The 19,325-nt window shown below is 64.5% G+C and carries 10 protein-coding genes and 2 tRNA genes; 8 read left to right on the top strand and 4 right to left on the bottom strand.

Annotated features, from left to right (window positions below):
* The first annotated feature begins 435 nt into the window (after positions 1-435).
* The 5 genes from ACZ3HL_RS31070 to ACZ3HL_RS31050 all read left to right on the top strand — a co-directional run bounded on the left by ACZ3HL_RS31070 (position 436) and on the right by ACZ3HL_RS31050 (position 13,478).
* Positions 436-861 (top strand): hypothetical protein, encoded by a 426-nt coding sequence (locus tag ACZ3HL_RS31070; RefSeq protein WP_465535044.1) that lies wholly within the window; start codon positions 436-438, stop codon positions 859-861.
* Between the two features lie 185 nt (positions 862-1,046).
* Entirely contained in the window at positions 1,047-1,490 is a 444-nt protein-coding gene (locus tag ACZ3HL_RS31065) for a hypothetical protein (RefSeq protein ID WP_465535043.1), read from the top strand.
* A 1,514-nt stretch (positions 1,491-3,004) separates the two neighbouring features.
* On the top strand, positions 3,005-6,442 hold the full coding sequence (locus ACZ3HL_RS31060) for a LamG-like jellyroll fold domain-containing protein (protein WP_465535042.1): 3,438 nt from the start codon (positions 3,005-3,007) through the stop codon (positions 6,440-6,442).
* 194 nt (positions 6,443-6,636) lie between these two features.
* Positions 6,637-13,239, top strand: coding sequence for a polymorphic toxin-type HINT domain-containing protein (locus ACZ3HL_RS31055; RefSeq protein ID WP_465535041.1), 6,603 nt, complete (start codon positions 6,637-6,639; stop codon positions 13,237-13,239).
* The gene (locus ACZ3HL_RS31050) at positions 13,233-13,478 is read left to right on the top strand and encodes a hypothetical protein (protein ID WP_465535040.1); all 246 of its coding nucleotides are present in this window, start codon (positions 13,233-13,235) and stop codon (positions 13,476-13,478) included. Before ACZ3HL_RS31055 ends, ACZ3HL_RS31050 begins: the two co-directional genes overlap by 7 nt.
* 879 nt (positions 13,479-14,357) lie before the next feature.
* On the opposite strand, the gene ACZ3HL_RS31045 is transcribed toward ACZ3HL_RS31050, so the two are convergent.
* A tRNA-Lys gene (locus tag ACZ3HL_RS31045) sits at positions 14,358-14,430 on the bottom strand.
* A 195-nt stretch (positions 14,431-14,625) separates the two neighbouring features.
* Between ACZ3HL_RS31045 and ACZ3HL_RS31040 the strand changes: the two genes are divergently transcribed.
* A complete protein-coding gene (locus ACZ3HL_RS31040) occupies positions 14,626-15,846 on the top strand; it encodes an Ig-like domain-containing protein (protein ID WP_465535039.1) in 1,221 nt (406 codons plus the stop codon).
* A gap of 52 nt (positions 15,847-15,898) precedes the next feature.
* On the opposite strand, the gene ACZ3HL_RS31035 is transcribed toward ACZ3HL_RS31040, so the two are convergent.
* From ACZ3HL_RS31035 to orn, 3 genes are all read right to left on the bottom strand, one after another.
* The gene (locus tag ACZ3HL_RS31035; protein WP_465535038.1) at positions 15,899-16,294 is read right to left on the bottom strand and encodes a hypothetical protein; all 396 of its coding nucleotides are present in this window, start codon (positions 16,292-16,294) and stop codon (positions 15,899-15,901) included.
* Positions 16,295-16,408: 114 nt separating this feature from the next.
* Positions 16,409-16,484, bottom strand: a tRNA-His gene (locus ACZ3HL_RS31030).
* 78 nt (positions 16,485-16,562) lie between these two features.
* The gene (gene orn / locus ACZ3HL_RS31025) at positions 16,563-17,171 is read right to left on the bottom strand and encodes an oligoribonuclease (protein WP_465418472.1); all 609 of its coding nucleotides are present in this window, start codon (positions 17,169-17,171) and stop codon (positions 16,563-16,565) included.
* A gap of 112 nt (positions 17,172-17,283) precedes the next feature.
* Between orn and ACZ3HL_RS31020 the strand changes: the two genes are divergently transcribed.
* Both ACZ3HL_RS31020 and ACZ3HL_RS31015 read left to right on the top strand, forming a co-directional pair.
* Positions 17,284-18,810: a helicase HerA-like domain-containing protein gene (locus tag ACZ3HL_RS31020; protein WP_465535037.1), complete on the top strand. Its 1,527-nt coding sequence runs from the start codon at positions 17,284-17,286 to the stop codon at positions 18,808-18,810.
* Positions 18,811-18,857: 47 nt separating this feature from the next.
* On the top strand, positions 18,858-19,235 hold the full coding sequence (locus ACZ3HL_RS31015) for a DUF3224 domain-containing protein (protein WP_465418475.1): 378 nt from the start codon (positions 18,858-18,860) through the stop codon (positions 19,233-19,235).
* Positions 19,236-19,325: the final 90 nt, after the last annotated feature.

Below are 19,325 nucleotides of genomic sequence, written 5' to 3'. Positions count from 1 at the left end.
GTGTTCGCGTGCAGGCCACCGCCACTCGTTTCTATGGGATGTGCTCGCACGTGTCTGTAACCTCACCGTCGACACCGAACACGCGTACTGCGCCGTGAGGGATACCGCGCTTCTTTGCATCCAGTGCCAACCATGATGACAATTGTGGCTTAACGCTCGGAGCGAGTCTTGACGAACTGCAGGCTGGTGGAACGGCTGCCGAGCGAGGCGACAAGGTTCTCCCGCACGAACAGAAGATGGTCAACGAGTCCGGCGACCGCAACGGCTGCTTCATCGGCAAAGCAGGAAGATCTGGCTATCGTGACGGCCGCTGGACTGGGCTGCAACCCGACTAATAGGCTGGCCCCGGACGGTCCGTGGACCCTCTATCCACATTGCAAGGGTTGTCCTCTAAAGTAAGGAGAATCGAGAACGGTTGCGACAGGAATGGTATAAGTGAACATCGATTCGGCGTTGATCGAGGAATACGGTGATCGGCTCTATGGGGCAGGGCTTGCCCGCTTCGATCATGGACTGCTCGTGGTCGCGTCACCAGACAGTCGCGACGACCACGCAAGTTGGGATTCCGCGGTACAAAGCGTGCATGGCGGACCCGACTCGGTCTTCGTAGCGGTACAGCAGTCTGCCAGTGGACCGGTTGGTCTCGTATGCGTGGAGGCGCCGGCAGACGTCCGGCAGCTCGGCTTGCTGTTCGACGGCGAAATCCGCCTATCAAGGGCGTCTCTCGCAATCTATGACCCCAATCGGCAATTGAGTCTTCAAATGCCGGTGGAGGGTACGCGTAATAGGATACAAATCTACGGTGATCATCCGGACGAGTCGACGGAGGTCATGGTAGTTCTCAGTGCCTTGTCCGATTGACCGGGATGTCTCTGATTTTCCAGGCGTGAAGCCATTGTGCCGGTTCGAGTAGGTCGACGCCTGGGTATCTGATCACCAGTCACCCCACATCGGCCGCGCTGAACGGAATGCGGCACGCGGCTTATCCTCAGGATTGGTCTGTACGACGCAGGCTGGCATCATGCGTTAGTTGGGAGATGGCTGTTATGGATCCTAAGGAGACTGAATTCGGCGATCTGGACGCCGAGTTTTATAGAGGTGGCTTCATCGCGTTCTTTCAGTATGGGTTGCTGGTGTTCGAGGACGTGTCCAGTCGAGCTCGTCATGATTCCTGGGACGCCGCCAATGAGGCGTTTCACCTGGACGTTGATTCGCTTTACGTGGCAGTGCAGGCTGACGTCGACGGTCCGGTTCGTGTGGATATTTACCATGACCACTTTCCTGAATTCGCCACTTCTGAACTTGTGCGAAAGTTCGAAGGGGTGCTGCATATGCGATCAGGGGAAGTCAAGGCGCATGACTCTGACGAAGTCGCGTGCTTGCGCGTGCGGCTGACCGGCGTTTCCCTGCGGGTCGAAGTGTTCGTCAACGACAGCGATTGGGTTGATCGAGTGGTTCTCGTCCTGCGTGAACCCGGTACTACTGCGTGAAGCGTCGAGCATGATCACCTTGGGGGAGGGCCAGTTGTCGAAGACGACCGGGACGGACGGCTCGTGTGTCGGGCACTCTGGTGGTGCTGTCGGAGGGCAACTGTCGTCGATCTATCCGGGGTGGATCGACCAGTGAAAAGTCCTCCGGTCGGAGTGTGGCTACGGAGCAGACCGTGAGTTTCCTCGAGTCTGCAGGTGACCATCCGCTGTCGCTGTGTCACGTGGTGACGCTGCTGTGATGTGGGAAGGCAGTCGGCGTGCGGTGGTGGCTCCCAAGGCCGACGTCGGCTGCCAAACCGTTGAGCTGCGAAATAGCGTTGTGGTGCGCCTGCGCGCTCTCACGCGGTCAGGGGGACTGTGGAGTTCGTGTTACGCCTCGCACGCCTTTGGGCGCTGGTTGGCGACGCCGATCAGGTTCCATGACCCGCGGCACGGCGCGGCCATACTGTCGCTCTCGGTGGGTAGCGAGTTACGGGTGGTGCAGGCACTTCTCGGCGTTCCAGCATCGTGCTCACTGCCGACGCCTACACCAGCGTCGTGCCCTGTCGCAGCGGGCGGCGGATGCGACGGCGGGCACCAGCGCGGTACCAAGATCAACAGGGTGATGATGCCCCGTCAGCGCCGCATGCACGGCTGGTGGCGGTCAGTAACCGAACCTGGGGACACGGCGGCTGCACATACGATCAAAGCCCACCAACGGCAGCCCTGAAATCAGGGGATAAACCGTTGGTGGGCTTCGGATCGGAACTGTGCGCAATCAGGGATTCGAACCCCGAATCCGCTGGTTAAGAGTCGGCACCTGAGCGTATCGGACGGGGTCGAGTAGTGCCGGACAAGACCTCGTCTGGTCGTGAGGCATCAGCTGTGTCGGGGTGTGTCGCCTGGTGTCGGACTGGTTCAGACCTCTCGGACACGTCTCGGGCGCGTGGATGCCGAGTTCTGTCGTTCGATCGATGCCTCTTTGTGGAGTGTTAAGAGCAGGGCACCGTGGTCGGGCGGTCGGCGGTGAGCTTGATGCCGGTGTTCGGCCGGTGGTCGTGGTCAACCGCGGTGGTCGAGCCAGTCGTCGGTGTCGCGATGTCGGTTGAGCCCGACTGCACCGAACTCGTCGTGATGGTTTGCCTTGGGAGATCGGGCTGCCGTCTGGTGGGGGCCGGGTGGTTCCCGGCAGGTGGAGTGGGAGTAGGCGACGTGCCCGCCGCCTACTCGGCCTCGATGTAGGCCACATGGCCGTTCTTCGACAATCTGCCAAGCTAGCGGTCGCCGGCCTTTGCCAGGGGTATGAGGCGACGTGTCGGAGCCAAATGGAGTATTGATCCGATGGCGCGTAATTGTTGTCTTACTCACAGCGAAGCCTGTTAACGTGTCCGAATGTCCATTTCATCCGCCGTTGCCAGGGTGTGAACATGCACGTGGGAGGCTGAAAGCGTCTATTTGGACCAGTGTCCGACCTGAAACCATGTTGAAGATTAACGAGAGTTCTTCCTATCTTGTTTTGACTGGGCCAATAGGCATTGGTACCTATTCATCCGATCATTGCGAGGGAGTGCTTACCTGCCGGTTGCGAGCGGGACGTTCTTCTTGCTCCGGTGTGGGACTTTGGGGAGGAAGTCGTGCGCTCTGCTCGGCGTGCCTTGGGTGCGGTGGCTTTGGCGCTGACGTTTGTCGTCGGCGCTTCTGGGGTGTCGGTGGCTGCGGAGCCCGGCGCGGTGTCGGGGGAGGCGCCCGCGGTGGTCGCGGCGTTGGCCGCGGCGGAGAAGTCCGGCAAATCCGTGGTGGTGCCTGAGGAAACCACCGAGTACGCCGAGGTTTTCGCCAATCCGGATGGCACGGTGACCCGCCGGGAGAGCTTCGATCCTCAACGGGTGCGGCGCGGTGATGCGTGGGTTCCGATAGACCTGACGATGGTCGTGCGCCCTGACGGCACCATCGGCCCGAAGGCGGCGATCGTCGATGTGCGCGTAGCCGATGGCGGCGAGGGCGAGCTCCTGGCCACCGCGGCCAAGAACGGCAGCGAGATCGGCATCGGCTGGGAAGGACCCCTGCCCGCTCCTAAGCTGAACGGCTCTGTCGCCACCTACGCCGAGGTGTTGCCCGGGGTCGATTTGACCGTGACTGCGACGGCGAAGGGCTTTAGCCAGCTGTTGGTGGTGAAGACGCCCGAAGCGGCGGCGAACCCGCGGTTGAAGGCTATTTCCTTCCGGAACCATGCGCGCGGGGTGACGCCGCGGAAGACCAGTACCGGTGGGATCGAGGCGGTCGACAATGCCGGGCGGACGGTGTTCGGTGGGGACGCGTCGAAGATGTGGGACTCCAGTGGCGGGGGAGCATTGGTCACGGCTCGGTCGAGCGCGGTCGTGAGTCCCGTTCCGGGTAAGTCCGCGGTGGCGACGATGGATGTCGAGGTCACGAAGGACGCGACGATCGTCCGTCCTGATGCCGGGTTCCTGAATGACCCGGCGAGGGTGTATCCGGTCATCATCGACCCGGAGTACTGGTGGGACGAGGCGAAGCAGAGCCACGCGGTGGTGCAGAGCGCGTGGCCGAACGAGCACAACTTCAACCGCACTGACGGCGCGCTGGGAGACCTGAAGGCGGGCTATCAGAGCGGTTACGTCTCGCGGTCGTACTTCAATTTCAATGTTTCGGCCTTGCGTGGCAAGGTGATCCATCGTGCGAAGGTCCGCCCGCGGGTGATCCACTCGTTTTCCTGCAGTGGCGGGGCGACGGAGCTGCGCCTCGCCAGTGGCCTGGATTGGGGCACGACCTGGGCGAACCAGCCGAGTTTCGGTGGCAGCTTGGGCGGCATCACCACGTCGAACAACGCGAAGTACTGCCCGAGCGCGGGTGCGGCCGAGGTCGTGATCGACGGCACGATGCGTGATGCCGCGAACGGTGGCTGGACCAATATGGTCTTTCTGCTCAAGGCGGCGAACGAAGGCGCGGAAAACGACTGGCGCCGGTTCGCTCTCGATCCGGTGCTCGAGGTGGTCTACAACTCGATCCCGGGCTTGCCTGCGGATCTGGGGATGGAAGGCGGCCAGATCCCGTGCGCTTCCGGTGACGCGCGGCCGTTCGTCTTCACCCCGACGCCTCGGCTGCGCGGGCGGGTAGCCGATCCGGACGGTGGCATGCTGACCGCGCGTTTCTCTTTGCACAAGGGAAAGCTCGGGGCCAGCAGCGAGGTTTGGTGGACCACGATCGGGAACGTCCCGTCCGGTTCGTTCGCGGAAGTGACGGTCCCGACCGGGAAGATCACCGATGAGGGCGTCTACAACTGGTCGATGTACGCCAGCGACGGCGGCAGCTCGTCCGTGTGGGTGGGGAACTGCGAGTTCGCGGTCGACAAAACCCCACCTGGCGAGCCGGTGATCACGTCGGAGGACTATCCCGGGGGCGGTAGCACCCAGGCAGGTGGGATCGGCCAGACGGGAGCGTTCACGATCTCCGCCAACGGCACGGCCGACGTGCAGCACTTCCTCTGGTCGGTGACCGACCAGCAGAACGACGATCCGAAGACCCGGGTCAACGCGGGCACCGTGGGCGGATCCGGCGTGTTTCGCTGGACCCCTACGACCGACGGACCCCAGACGGTGTTCGCCCGGTCGGTCGACCGGGCGGGAAACCTCTCACCGATCATCAAGTACCCGATCTACGTCCGCGCAGGTGATCCTCTCGCGGGAAACCTGAACGGACACTGGAAGCTGGACGGCGACCTCGCCGACGCCAGCGGCAACGGGCGGATGCTGGCGAACGTGGGGGGCGTCGAAACCACGGCGGAGGGCTACCTCGGCAAGACCGCGGTTCTCGGTTCGGGCAAACGCCTGCATCACGCCGGCCCTGTGGTCGACACGTCGAAGAGTTTCTCGGTGTCGGCGTGGGTCCGGCTGGACCAGGTCGGTGGCTGGCCCGCGGCGGTCTCCGAAGACGGGAAGCGAACCAGCGCGTTCCAGCTACAGGCTTCGCCGGACGGCAAGTGGTCGCTGGTCATGTTCGGTTCCGATGTGGACGGTGGCGGTGCGACGCATGCTCGCGTGCTCTCCGCAACAGCGGTGCAGACAGGCGTGTGGACGCACCTGACGGGTGTCTACGACCAGGGTGCGGGCAAGCTGCGGATCTATGTAAACGGTGCGCTGAACGGAGAGATCGCCTACACCAGCACCTGGGCCGCGACCGGTGATCTCCAGATCGGGGCCGCGCTCTGGAATGGCGCGACGGTCGACTACTTCCCCGGAGCCGTGGACGATGTCCGCGTCTATCAACGTGTTCTGGTGCCGAGCGAGGCCGCTGCGTTGGCGAACCAGGCTGTCCTTCGTGCGCACTACCCCCTGGCCGAAGGAACCGGAGCCGTCACTAAGGAAGCCTTGACCGGCCAGGAAGCGAAGTTCAGCGGGACCGCGGGCTGGACGGAGGCCGACGGCTATCCAGCCGCACGGTTCACCGGAGGCTATGGCACTGAGTACGGTGCGGTGACCGGGCCGAGGCCCACCTTACGGACTGACCGGTCGTACACCGTGTCTGCCTGGGTGCGTCTGGACGAAGCCGATGGCGCGCCGCGCACCGCGGTCAGCCTGCGCGACGCCAAGTTCTCGCCGTTCATGTTGCAATACCGGCCGGAGGTCAAGAAATGGGATTTCTTGATGTCTCTGGGTGCCGACCGTGAAGGTGGCTGGTGGATTCCCGCTGAGGACGATGTGGTGGTACAGCAGTGGGTGCATCTGACCGGGGTGTACGACCTCGCGGCGAAGGAAGCCCGCATCTATCTCAACGGTCGATTCGCCGGCAGGCTCGGTGGGGTGACCGGATGGAACGGCACCGGCGAGCTGATGATCGGCGGCGGCGTGTGGGTCGGCCGGGACGTTGATCCCTTCCGCGGCGCGATCCGTGACGTGCGCGTGTACTCCGGCGCCTTGAGCGACCGCGCCATCAGCCAGCTCCCGGCACAGGGATAACGGCAACCCCTCCAAGACCTCATTCTTTCTTTTCCTGATCTTTCCGGGAGCCAGGTTTGTCCAGAGGACGTTTTGCGGTCGCGATCGCCTTCGTGTTGTCGGCGGTAATGGTCGCTACGCTGACGCAGGCGGTACCCGCTGTCGCCGCTGATCCCACTCACGTGCGGCTACCTTCGCTGCAGCAGGAGAAATCCGTGCCTGGCAAGCCGGTGCCCGCGCGGCCGATACCGGTGAACGAGGTCGATTCGGCGGCGGTCAAGGCACCGGCCGAGCCGAAGTGGCCGGGGACTGCATCGGCAGATGTCGAGGTCGCGAGCGCGGCGACGGCACGGTCGGTGAAACCGTCCGCCGGCTTCCAACGCGCCGGGACACTGCCGGTGTCGGTCGCCGTCGAGCCACCTTCCGCCGAAGCCAGAAGTGCGGCGGCCGCCCCGGCGAAGGTCCGGGTGCAGACCTACGATCAGGCCCTGGCCGGCAAAGCCGGGGTCACGGGTTTGGTCGTGGCTGTAGCCGATGCCGGCGGCGCCGAGGGCAAGCCGATGTCCGTGCAGATCGACTACCGCGACTTCGCCAACGCTTTCGGCGGAGACTACGGCTCCCGCCTCAAGCTCGCCGTGTTGCCTACATGCGCCATCACCACGCCGGACAGACCGGAATGTCGCACCGGGCAGCCGTTGCAGACGGAGAACAACACCAAGGCGCGCACGCTCACCGGGAAGGTCACCCTTCCGCATAAGGAAAAAGATCAGGCCGGGGCAGCGACGATGGTGCTGGCCGCGACGGCTGCCCCGTCCGGTGCCGGTGGGTCGTTCGAGGCGACCGGGTTGTCGCCCGCCGGGCAATGGTCGGCCGGTGGTTCCAGTGGTGACTTCACCTACTCCGTCCCGCTTCGGGTGCCTCCGCCGACGGCGGGGACCGCGCCGAAGCTCGGGCTCGGCTATTCGTCGGGCACGATCGACGGCCGGACGAGCGCCACCAACAACCAGGCCGCCGCACCAGGTGATGGATGGGAGCTTTCCGCCGGCGGGTTCATCGAACGGCGCTACAAAGCCTGCGCTGATGATCTCGGTGGCAGCCAGGGGCAGCGGAAGACCGGTGACCTGTGCTGGGCCACGGACAACGCCGTCCTGCATCTCAACGGTGTGACGGCTGAGCTCGTCAAAGACGAGAAAACCGGTGCGTGGCGGCCCAAGAATGATGACGGGTCGCGGATCGAACGGTTGACCGGCGCTGTCAACGGGGATGATGACGGTGAGCACTGGAAGGTCACCAGCAGCAACGGCACCCAGTACTTTCTTGGCCTCAATCGGCTTCCCGGCTGGGTGGAGGGCAACCCGGAGACAGGTTCGGCGTTCACGGTTCCGGTATTCGGCAACAACTCCGGTGAACCCTGCGCGAAAGCTGCCTTCGGCGACTCCTGGTGCCAGCAGGCCTACCGGTGGAACCTCGACTACGTCGTCGATCCCAACGGCAACGCCACCACCTACTACTACGACCGCGAAACGAACTTCTACGGCCGGGACCAGTCCGCGGACAAGCAGACCTCCTACATCGCGGCCGGTTTCGTCCGGCGTATCGAATACGGCCTGCGCGCGGGTGCGCTGTTCGCCCCGGCACCGTCGCGAGTGTGGTTCGACACCGCTGAACGCTGTCTGCCGACCAGCACGTTCGCGTGCAACCCCGATCAGCTGACCAAGGACACCGCGAAGTCCTGGCCTGACGTTCCTTTCGACCGGATCTGCAAGTCGGGCGAGAAATGTGATGGGCGCACCTCGCCCGCGTTCTTCAGCCGTAAGCGGCTGGTGAAGGTGCTGACCCAGATCCGCCGCGACGACGTCACCGGCCCGGCGCAGTGGCGCGATGTCGACGCGTGGACGTTGCGACACCAGTTCCCCGACACCGGTGACGGGCTGTCTCCGGCGTTGTGGCTGGCCGGGATCACGCACACCGGTCTGGCCGGAGGCACTGCCGCGCTGCCCGAGATGGTGTTCCACGGCCGGTCCATGCCGAACCGCGTGGAAGCCAACGACGGTTTGCCGCCGATCACCCGCTACCGCATCGAGCGGGTCCAGAACGAGGCCGGCGGCATCACCGAGGTCAAGTACTCCGACCGCGAATGTGTGACCGGATCGGCGATGCCCGCCAACCCGGAAACGAACACCATGCGGTGTTTCCCCAGCTGGTGGCTTCCCGAATTCGGCTATGAGCCGGTGCTCGGCTGGTTTCACAAGTACGTCGTCACCGCGGTCACGGAAGACGACCGGACCGGCGGCTCGGAACTGAAGAAGACCGAGTACCAGTACCAGGGTGGCGCGGCCTGGCACTTCGACGATGCCGAGTTCACCGAGATGAAGCACCGCACCTGGTCGCAATGGCGCGGCTTCAGTGAAGTCCGCACCATCGCCGGGGAGCCCGGAAAGACTCAAACCGTCACGGCAGAGCGATTCCTGCGCGGCATGGATGGCGATCGCCTGCCGGACGGCAAGAAACGCACGGTCGAGGTCATTGATTCGGAGGGAGGCAAGGTCACCGACGCCGAAGCACTCGCCGGGTTCAGCCTGGAAAGTCTTTCCTACGAGGGTGACAAACTCGTGTCCGCCTCGGTCAAAGACCCCTGGGTCCATGGACCGACCGCGACCGCGGGCGAAGACAAGGCGTACATGACCAACATCGCCACCGTCCGAGGGCGGACGTTGCTCGGTGATGGTTCGTGGCGGCGCACCAAGGTGACCAACTCTTTCGACGATCACGGGAATGTCATCCAGGTCGAGGATTCCGGAGACACCGGCGTCACCGGCGATGAAACCTGTTCTCGAACGACCTATGTCGCCAACAACGACGCTTGGATCCTGACCAGGCCCTCGACCGTTCGCACCGTCACCCTGCTCTGCGCGGCAGGAGAGGGCACGCCCAAGGACGTCATCGCCCATGTCCGCTCCAGTTACGACGGCCAGGCGTACGGTGCCGTTCCGGCAAAGGGAAACCTGACTGCCACCGAAAGGTGGACCGGTACGGCCTGGCAGCTGACCCAGGGCACCACCTATGACGCGCTGGGCCGCCCGGCCGAGGTGGTCAATTCCCAGGGGCACAAGGTCACCACCACCTATAGCCCCGGCCCTGAGTTCGGTGTCCGGACAGTGACCAAAAAGGACCCGCTCGGGTACACGTCGGTCACCACTTTGGACCCGGCGTGGGCTCTTACCACGACCGACGTCGGCATCAGCGGTGAGCGAGCCGACATCGACTACGACCCGCTCGGCCGGGTCGTCCGGACCTGGGCCCCAGGGCGCTCCAAAGCGGACGGCCGAACGCCGAGCAGCGAGTTCGACTACGAATACCGGACGGACGCGCCGACCGTCGTCACCACCCGCGTTCTCCGGGAGGACGGCAAGTATACGACCTCGTACACGCTCTACGACGGCCTGCTGCGCGAGCGGCAAGCCCAGCTGTCGGCAGTCGCCGGTGGCCGCCTCCTGACCGACTGGTTCTACGATTCCCGGGGCCTCAAGCACAAGGTCAATGGCGCCTACTACAACGAGAAAGAGCCCGAGAAAGCTCTCCTCGGCGTACTCGACAACGCGGTGCCGAACCAGACGCGCACCGTCTTCGACGCGCTCCAGCGCGAAACCGAAGTCGCGTACCACAAACTCGGGATCAAGCAGTGGCAGACTTCGTCGTCGTATGAAGCCGATCGGGTCACGGTCATTCCGCCCGAGGGTGGTACCACGACAACGGTGATCCGGGACGTGCACGGCCGTGCGGTCGAGAAGCGTCAGCATCACGGGCGGCAGGCGACCAGCGATTACGACTCCACCAAGTACGTCTATGACGTTCGTGGTCTGACGACGTCGGTCACCGGTCCGGACGGCGCCCGGTGGAGCTACGAGCATGATCAGCTCGGCCGTCGTGTCGCTGACCACGACCCAGACCGCGGTACGAGTCGGTATACCTACACGGCACTCGACCAGCTCGAAACGGTCACTGATTCGCGCGGTGCGGCGACCCGGGCCGAGTACGACCTGCTCGGACGCAAGGTCGCGAACTTTGAGCGGCGAGCGCCTGACCAAGCAGAGGTCAAGACGGCGACGTGGAGCTACGACGGTCTGAAGAAGGGGCTCGTCGACTCGTCGACCAGATGGATCGACGGCAAGGCCTACACCAAGCAGGTCGGCGCGTACGACTCGGCGAACCGGCCCACCATGACCAAGGTCGTCATCCCGGAAGGCGAAGGAAAACTCACCGGTACCTATACCTTCAGGACTTCCTACGAGCCGAACACCGGGCGGGTTGCGACTCAGACCCAACCCGCGGCAGGCGGACTCGACGCGGAGATCATCAACCACCGGTACAACGAACTGGGGTTGCCGACCGAGACCTTCGGCATCGACACGTACGTGCCGGAGCACCTTTACTCCAAGTACGGCGAAACGCTGCGGCTCACCATGGGCTCCGGCGCAAAGACGGTCTACACCTCGATGTTCTATGAGGAAGGCACCCGGCGGCTCGCCGGTGTCGATGTCCAGCGCAACCTAGAGGGCAGCACCTACCTCGCCAAGCGAAGCTATGGGTACGACCCTTCGGGCAACGTCACCAAGATCGCCGACACCCCGCCAGGGGTCATAGGCGACACACAGTGCTACTCCTACGACTACCTCAAGCGCATGACCAGCGCCTTCACCCCGAAGAACGGTGATTGCGCCGTCCAGCCATCGCTCGCCGGAATGGGCGGTGCCGCGCCGTACTGGCACGAGTACGCCTACGACAAGGCGGGCAACCGTACTTCCGACGTCGACCACCGGCTCGACGGCGACATCACCCGCACCTACGTCTATGGCGGCCAGAACGGGACTCAGCCCCACTCTCTGCGTTCAGTCACGGAAACGGGGCCGAAGGGGACGTCGAAGGACGAGTTCGGCTACGACGCGACCGGCAACATGACCACCCGGAACATCTCCGGGTCGACGCAGAAGCTCGACTGGGACCCCCTCGGCCGCACCGAGAAGGTCACCGAGGCGGACGGTCGCACGTCGGCCTACCTGTACGACGCCGACGGTGGGAGGTTGATCAAACGCGAGTCAGGGACCACCACGCTCTACCTCGACGGCATGGAGCTGGTGCTCAAGACCGCCACCCAGGAGCTGACCGGCCGCCGGTACTACGACCACGGCGGTACAGCCGTCGCGGTCAGGACCTCCGGTGCCGGTGGTGGGTTGTCCTGGCTGCTCGGAGACCACCAGGGCACAGCTGCCATGAGCGTCAATGCGAGCACTCTCGCGGTCAGTCAGCGACGGCAGGACGCGTTCGGTAACCCTCGCGGGGAGGAAGCGAAGACCTGGCCGGACGACAAGGGTTTCGTCGGAGGAACGAAGGATCAAACCGGGCTGACCAATCTCGGGGCGCGCCAATACGACTCTGAGACCGGCCGGTTCATCTCCCCGGACCCGGTGCTCGACACCGACGATCCGCAGCAGATGAACGGCTACGCCTACGCCAACAACGCGCCGGCGACCAACTCCGACCCGAGCGGTCTCTACTGGAAGACCGTCAAGGTCGTCAAACAGACCGCTCGTATCGGGTTCGTCTGGTCGATGTTCTTCCTCGGCCTGTTCTTCCCCATGTTGATGCTGGCCTCGTTCGCCTACTGGGTTGTCCAGACCTTTGTCTACCGCGTCTGGGTCGACTCGCCTTGGTCGATGATGCTGAACAGCGGCGGCGGGGGTGGAAACCAGAAGGAACAGGCGGTCAAGGACGCCGGGTTGAGTCAGGCCGAATACGAAGAAGCCAAGAAGGCTGCTGCAGACAAGCGGGGCTGGATTGATATCGCGATCCAGGCCGGCGGTGACATTCTGCAGGAGATCGTGGGTGTCAAGGGGATCGTCGACAACTGCATCAAGAACTTCAACCTGTTCCAGTGCGGTTTCGAGGTTCTGACCGCGCTGCCTTGGGGGAAGATCCTCAAGGGCGGGAAGATCGTCGACAAGATCGTCAACGCGTTCCAGGACACGCTGGCGTGGATCCGGAAGCGGGACAAGGCTCAGGCGGACCTGCGGCGGGTGCAAGAGGCCGAGGAGCGGTTGTCGAAGACCTCGTGTAACAGCTTCGTGCCAGGAACTTTGGTGGTGATGGCGGACGGTAGCCGCCGTCCGATCGAGGAGCTGGAGCTCGACGATCAGGTCTTGGCGACAGATCCCGAGACTGGTAAGACCACGTCTCGCAAGGTCGTGGCGACGATCATCGGGCAGGGTCAGAAACGCCTGGTGGAGATCAGCGTCGCCGGCGGCGCGCCGATCGTGGCCACCGACGGCCATCCGTTCTGGCTCCCCGAGTCGCGGGAATGGGTCGCGGCCGAGGCGCTGACCGCTGGGACTTGGCTGCAGAGCAATACAGGTACTCGGGTGCAGGTAGCCGCCACGCGTATTTGGGACGCGCCCGCCCGGGTCCACAACCTCACTGTCGACACCGACCACACCTACTATGTCACGGGCAAGGATGTGCCAGTTCTTGCCCACAACACTGGTGGTTATACACCTCCGCCCTCCGATAAGAACCTTCCGGGTTTTCCTGACGCCGAGTATGTCGGTAAGGGTTCCCCGAAATCAGGTGGAGGATATCGTGCTCGTTGGTCGATGCCGGATGGTCGGGTTCTTGAATGGGATTCCGCGCATGGCACTATTGAAATGTGGACAAACGGAAAAAAGAACGCTAAGCATATGGGTGAGTTTGATCCCAATTCGGGTAGTCAGCTACCTGGGAATAAGGGAAAGCCGGTTCCTGGACGTAAGCTGGGGGGATGCTGATGGCCAGATGGGTGCTGGAGAGATTTGATCCGTCGTCGGGGCGTCTTTGCGGGCGACACAAGCTCACTGGGCTCTCAGACGATGATGTTAGGTTGCTGCTGGGGCTAGACAACCTTGGAGACGGAGATCTGTTCGACCTTCCTGAGGCTGCGCTCTCAGGGCTCTCGACCCGATTCGACTTGGAAGTATTTCCTGAGAAGTTCGAGTATCTGCTTGGGAGAGAATCTTCTGGTTCATGATCGGTCTGATCGCTGGTCTGCGGCATCGAGGGCTGGCCGGTTTCATTACTGACGCTTGGTTGGCGATGATGGACGGCCGGGCAGGCCGCCGCGTGCAGCCTGCTCAAACCGGCTGGGAAGTTCTGACCGCGTTGCCATGGGGCAAGATCCTCAAGGTGGGAACATCCGACGGCTTCCTGGGCGCGGGTGCGGTCGGCTGTTGTCGGTGGCGACGGTGCAGCGGATGCGGGAGGTGTTGCGCGCGGCGTTGAACGGCACTATCCGGTGTGGATTGGTTGCAAGCTGTCCGGCGTGGTGGGTGGCGTTGCTCTCGGTGGGGCGGCCGCGTCCGGTGGCGTGGGCGGAGACGCGGGTGGCGCTGTGGCGGTCGACAGAGGAACGTTCATCGTTGGCGGGTGTGGACGGCTGAACAGTCCGCCGGGTTCCTTCGCATGCCGGGCGGTGTCCGCTGCGGCCGATGCTTCGCGGCGCGGCCTCGTCTGTGCTGCGGCGTGGCGAGCCTCGGTCTGCGCTGGTGTGACCTCGACCGGGTCGGGCGGTTCCATGGCCTTCGGCATGGTGCGGCGACGCTGTCACTGTCTGTGGCAACGGTCTGAAGACAGGGTATACGCTGCTGGACCATGCGAGCATCGTCCTAGCGGCCGACACTTACATCGAAGTGACCGCGAGCCTTGTTCGTTGCGCCGGCTACGAGCGGTGAGAATATCTGCAGGTCACGGTCCGCTCACGGTCGACAACATCGAAGACCAGGGTGGCGATCGAGGTCCGCGCCTCATTCGTCGTGGAGGGGGCACACAGTAGGCTGCACATACGATCAAAGCCCACCGACGGCACCCCGAAATCCGGGGCAAACCGTTGGAGGGCTTTGCGTTCGAACTGTGCGCCATCAGGGACTCGAACCCCGAACCCGCTGGTTAAGAGCCAGCTGCTCTGCCAATTGAGCTAATGGCGCCTGCTTGTTCCGCCGCTTTGGTGTTCCCCTCGGCGACGTGGAAAACATTAACACAGGGTTGCTGGGGCCCGTTTCAGGGGGGTCCCCTAACGACGGGCCGGGACGTATTCGGCCATCCGGCCGCGAGCGTTGCGGCCGGTCAGGCAGACTATAGCCAGACGTTGGGGTTGGTACCACGCGAAACGGGCGGTGTGCATGAGGGTCTGGGGTGCGACGGGGCGGTCGCGGGTGGCTTTGGTGGCTTTGGTGGCCGGGTTCACTCTGGCTGCGTGCACCAGTACACCGTCGGGTGAATCACCGTCACCGGGTGGTGCTCCCGGGGGGTCGCAGCAGAGCGGAGCGCCCGCGCCGGAGCCGAAGCCCGCCGTGGTGACGCTGACCCCGGCGCAGGGTGCGGCGAACGTGGCACCCGGCGAGCCGGTCACGGTGGCCGTGGCCGACGGCAAGGTCGGCGAGGTCAAGCTGACCGGCGCCGACGGCAAGGTCGTCGCGGGCAAGCCGAAGGAGGACGGTTCGGGCTGGGAGTCGGCGGAGCCGCTCGGCTACGGCAAGACCTACACCGTCACCGCGGCCGCGACCGGGACCGACGGCAAGCCGGTCACCTCGACCTCGACGTTCTCCACGGCAAAGCCGGGCCGTCAGATCGGCGTCTCGATCAACCTGGTCGAGGGGGAGACGGTCGGCGTCGGCCTGCCGTTGATCTTCACCTTCACCGGCAACGTGCCGGACAAGGCCGCGACCGAGAAGGCGCTGAAGATCGTCACCGAGCCGCAGGCCGAGGGCGCGTTCCACTGGTTCGGTGAGAAAACCGTGATGTGGCGGCCCAAGGAGTACTTCAAGCCGGGCACGAAGATCTCGGTCAACGCCGCGATCTACGGCAAGAATCTCGGCAACAACACCTTCGGCCGCGAGGACAAGCCTGCCAAGGTGGTCGTCGGCGACAAGCTGGTCGCGACCGCTGACGGCGGTACGCACCAGATGAAGGTCGTGGTGAACGACCAAGAGGTCAAGCAGATGCCGATCTCGATGGGCAAGCCGTCGAGCAGCACCCCGGCCGGGACCTACACGGTGATGAGCGAGCACAACGGGTACACGATGGACTCCAGCACGTACGGCGTCCCGACGGACAGCAAGGCCGGCTACCGGACGTTCGTGAAGTACGCGGTGCGGATGTCCAACAGCGGCATCTTCTACCACTCGGCGCCGTGGTCGGTCGGTTCGCAGGGCAAGCGGAACGTGAGCCACGGCTGCATCAACCTGTCGACCGAGAACGCGAAGTGGCTGATGGACACTTCGAAGAAGGGCGACATCATCACGGTCACCAATTCGGGCCCGCAGGTGCTGGAGCCGACCGACGGCTGGTCGGTGTGGCAGATGTCGTGGGACGACTGGAAGACCGGCGGCGACCGGAACTGACCCGTAGCCATGAGGGGTCCCGTCAGGACGAATTCCGTCCTGACGGGCCCCCTCATGGCGTTCCGGGCGGCAGGGTGCCGTAGAAGTGCTCCCACTGCACCTCGCCGCTGGTCTTGTAGCGGCACTTCTGGGTGCCGGTGTCCCAGATCTTCTCCGGATCACGGAGGCACTTCTGGTACTCGAGCTCTGCGAGGTACTTCTGGGATTGGGCCTTGGTGCAGTTCGGGTACCCCGGCTCGCATCGCCACGGTGACTTCTTGGCCGAAGAGGCGGTCGGCTTGGGCGGGCTCACCGTCACGGTCACCGGCGGCGGCACCGAGGTGGACGGCGTCGGCGTCACGATCGTGACCGGTGTCGACGTCATCGCCGGTACGGGCACTTGGTCCGGTGGAGACGTCGTGCAGGCCCCGGCCGCCATCAAGACTCCCAAGACCAGCCAGCGTCTCATGGCATCCTCCGCACGAGTTCCTTCCTGAACTCGCGCGTGGGCCGTGCCGCGTTACCGATACCCGGAAAAAGCGAAACCCCAGCCTGCCGGAAAGAACCGGCCGAACTGGGGTGGTGGGGTGAGCGACGGGTTTCGAACCCGCGACCTCCTGGACCACAACCAGGTGCTCTACCAGCTGAGCTACGCCCACCATCGCCGGGCTCGGGAAGCTTCCCCATCACCTCGGCCGCACTATATTAGCGTGCCCGTTTCGGGGGCTCGCAACGGGTTACCCTTGATGCCGTTCCTGCACTTCAGCGGCCGCCGCCTTGGCCTGTTCGCTGGTCGGGCCGGGCTGTGGGACGAAGGCGGCGCGACGGTAGTAGTCGAGCTCCCCGATGGATTCCTTGATGTCGGCGAGCGCGCGGTGCGCGAGGCCCTTCTCGGGCTTGGCGTAGTAGATCCGCGGGTACCAGCGCCGGACGAGTTCCTTCACCGACGAGACGTCGACCATGCGGTAGTGCAGGTGCGCGTCGAGCAGCGGCATGTCGCGGGTGATGAAGCCGCGGTCGGTGGCGATGGAGTTGCCGGCGAGCGGGGCGACGTTGGCCTCGGGCACGTGCGCGCGGACGTACTCGAGCACGCGCTGCTCGGCTTCCTCCATGGTCACGGTGGAGCGCCGGACCTCTTCGGTGAGGCCGGAGCGGGCATGCATTTCGCGGACGACCTCCGGCATGCCGTCGAGGGCTTCGTCGTCGGCGTGGATGACGATGTCGACGCCTTCGCCGAGGACGTTGAGCTCGGCGTCGGTCACCAGCGCGGCTATTTCGATCAACGCGTCCTTGCCGAGGTCGAGCCCCGTCATCTCGCAGTCGATCCAGACTAGGCGGTCGTTCACCCCGAAACCCTAACCCGACCCGGGGATTCGTGACGCGCGACGTGCGGGTTCGGCGCGTTGCTGGCACCGTGTGCATCCTCAGGTGAGTCATGTCACAGATCGGGGAGCGACAGTGGCCGAACAGGGTCCAGCCCAGGAGATCGCGCAGGGGTATGTCAGCGAGGGGGCGGCGGTCGAGCTCGGCGCCGTCGTGATCGACGGCAAGGCCGACGCCGCCGCGGCGGTCCGCCTGCCGCTCGCGACGCTGAACCGGCACGGGCTGGTCGCGGGCGCGACCGGTACCGGCAAGACGAAGACCCTGCAGCTGATCGCCGAACAGCTGTCGGCCGCGGGAGTGCCCGTGGTGCTCGCGGACGTGAAGGGCGACCTGTCCGGGCTCGCCGCGCAGGGTGAAAGCAACGACAAGATCGCCAAACGCGCGGAAGAGCTGGGTGACTCCTGGGAGCCCGCCGCGTTCCCCGTGCAGTTCCTGTCGCTGGGCACGGGCGGCAAGGGGTCACCGATCCGGGCGACGATCACGAGTTTCGGCCCGATCCTGCTGTCGAAGGTGCTGGGGCTCAACGAAACCCAGGAGTCGACGCTCGGCCTGATCTTCCATTGGGCCGATCAGCGCGGCTTGGCACTGCTGGACACGAAGGACCTCCGCTCGGTCATCACGCACCTCACGAGTGACGAGGGCAAGGAGGATCTGAAGGGCATCGGCGGCGTCTCGGCCGCGACGGCCGGGGTGATCCTCCGCGCGCTGTCCAATCTGGAGGCTCAGGGCGGCGAGGACTTCTTCGGCGAGCCCGAGCTGGACGTCCACGACCTCATGCGCGAGGCCGACGGCAAGGCGATGGTGACGTTGCTGGAGCTGGACAATCTCCAGTCGAAGCCGGCGCTGTTCTCGACCTTCCTCATGTGGCTCCTGGCCGAGTTGTTCGAGGAGCTGCCCGAAGAGGGCGACCTCGACAAGCCGAAGCTGGTGTTCTTCTTCGACGAGGCGCACCTGCTGTTCAACGACGCGTCGAAGGCCTTCCTGGAGCGCATCGAGCAGACCGTGAAGCTGATCCGGTCGAAGGGCGTCGGCGTGTTCTTCTGCACGCAGCTCCCGACGGACATCCCGAACAACGTCCTGTCCCAGCTGGGCGCGCGCGTGCAGCACGCGTTGCGCGCGTTCACGCCCGAGGATCAGGCGGCGCTGACGAAGACGGTGAAGACGTATCCGAAGACGAAGCACTACGAACTGGACTCGGCGCTGACGTCGCTCGGTATCGGCGAAGCGATCGTCACCGTCCTTTCCGAGCGGGGCGCGCCGACGCCGGTCGCGTGGACCCGCCTTCGCGCGCCGCGTTCGAAGATGGGCTCCATCGGCGCCGAAGCCATCTCCGCGGCGACGACGTCTTCGGACCTGCACGCGAAATACTCCGAGACGATCGACCGTGAGTCGGCCTACGAGATGCTCGCCGCGAAGGTGGCCGCACCGCCCGCCGGAGAGGCGCCGCCGCCCGCAGCCCCCGCTCCGAAACCGGAGAAGGAAGGCCCCGGCATGGTCGAGCAGGCGATGAAGAACCCGGCGGTGAAGTCGTTCCTCCGCTCGGCGGCGAGCGCGCTGGGGCGGGAAATCACCCGTGGCCTGTTCGGGAACCGGAGGCGGTGAGGAATACCTGACGCGATCTGTCAGGTATGTCCGGCAGGCTCGGCGGTATGACCAACACCGCGACAGCGTCGTTCACCGTGGACGGCTGGGATCCGCAAGCCACCGAGAAGGCCGAAGGCACCGAGTTCTCGCGGGTGCTGCTGACCAAGACGTTCACCGGCGACGTCGAAGGGAGCAGTGCCGTGGAGATGCTGACGGCGGTGAACGAGACGTCGTCGGCGTACGTCGCCTTCGAGCGGCTGGCCGTCACCGTCGGTGGACGCAAGGGCGGCTTCGTCCTGCATCACTCGGCGGGGGAGAACGGGCATCACCTGATCGTCTTGCCTGGCTCCGGCCACGGTGAACTGGCAGGCATCACCGGAACGGCGGAGATCGTCAAGGACGACGAGGGCAACCACACCTTCACGCTCACCTACGAACTCTGAATGTCCGTGAAGACATCCCTGGGTTTTGTGTGTCAAGCGGTGGTGGTGTGGTGGGCCCAGGCGGTGTTTTCGTTGTAGTGGGTGTGGGTT

The sequence above is a fragment of the Amycolatopsis sp. NPDC000009 genome (assembly GCF_055563465.1).
The sequence above is the reverse complement of the archived record's forward strand: the minus strand, read 5'-3'. Positions and strand labels throughout refer to the sequence as shown.

Bases quoted from the DNA above. Each gene is read 5' to 3' on its own strand.
- ACZ3HL_RS31015 (WP_465418475.1), top strand. From the start codon at position 18,858: ATGACCAACACCGCGACAGCGTCGTTCACCGTGGACGGCTGGGATCCG.
- ACZ3HL_RS31035 (WP_465535038.1), bottom strand. From the start codon at position 16,294: ATGAGACGCTGGCTGGTCTTGGGAGTCTTGATGGCGGCCGGGGCCTGC.
- ACZ3HL_RS31065 (WP_465535043.1), top strand. From the start codon at position 1,047: ATGGATCCTAAGGAGACTGAATTCGGCGATCTGGACGCCGAGTTTTAT.
- ACZ3HL_RS31050 (WP_465535040.1), top strand. From the start codon at position 13,233: ATGCTGATGGCCAGATGGGTGCTGGAGAGATTTGATCCGTCGTCGGGG.
- ACZ3HL_RS31040 (WP_465535039.1), top strand. From the start codon at position 14,626: ATGAGGGTCTGGGGTGCGACGGGGCGGTCGCGGGTGGCTTTGGTGGCT.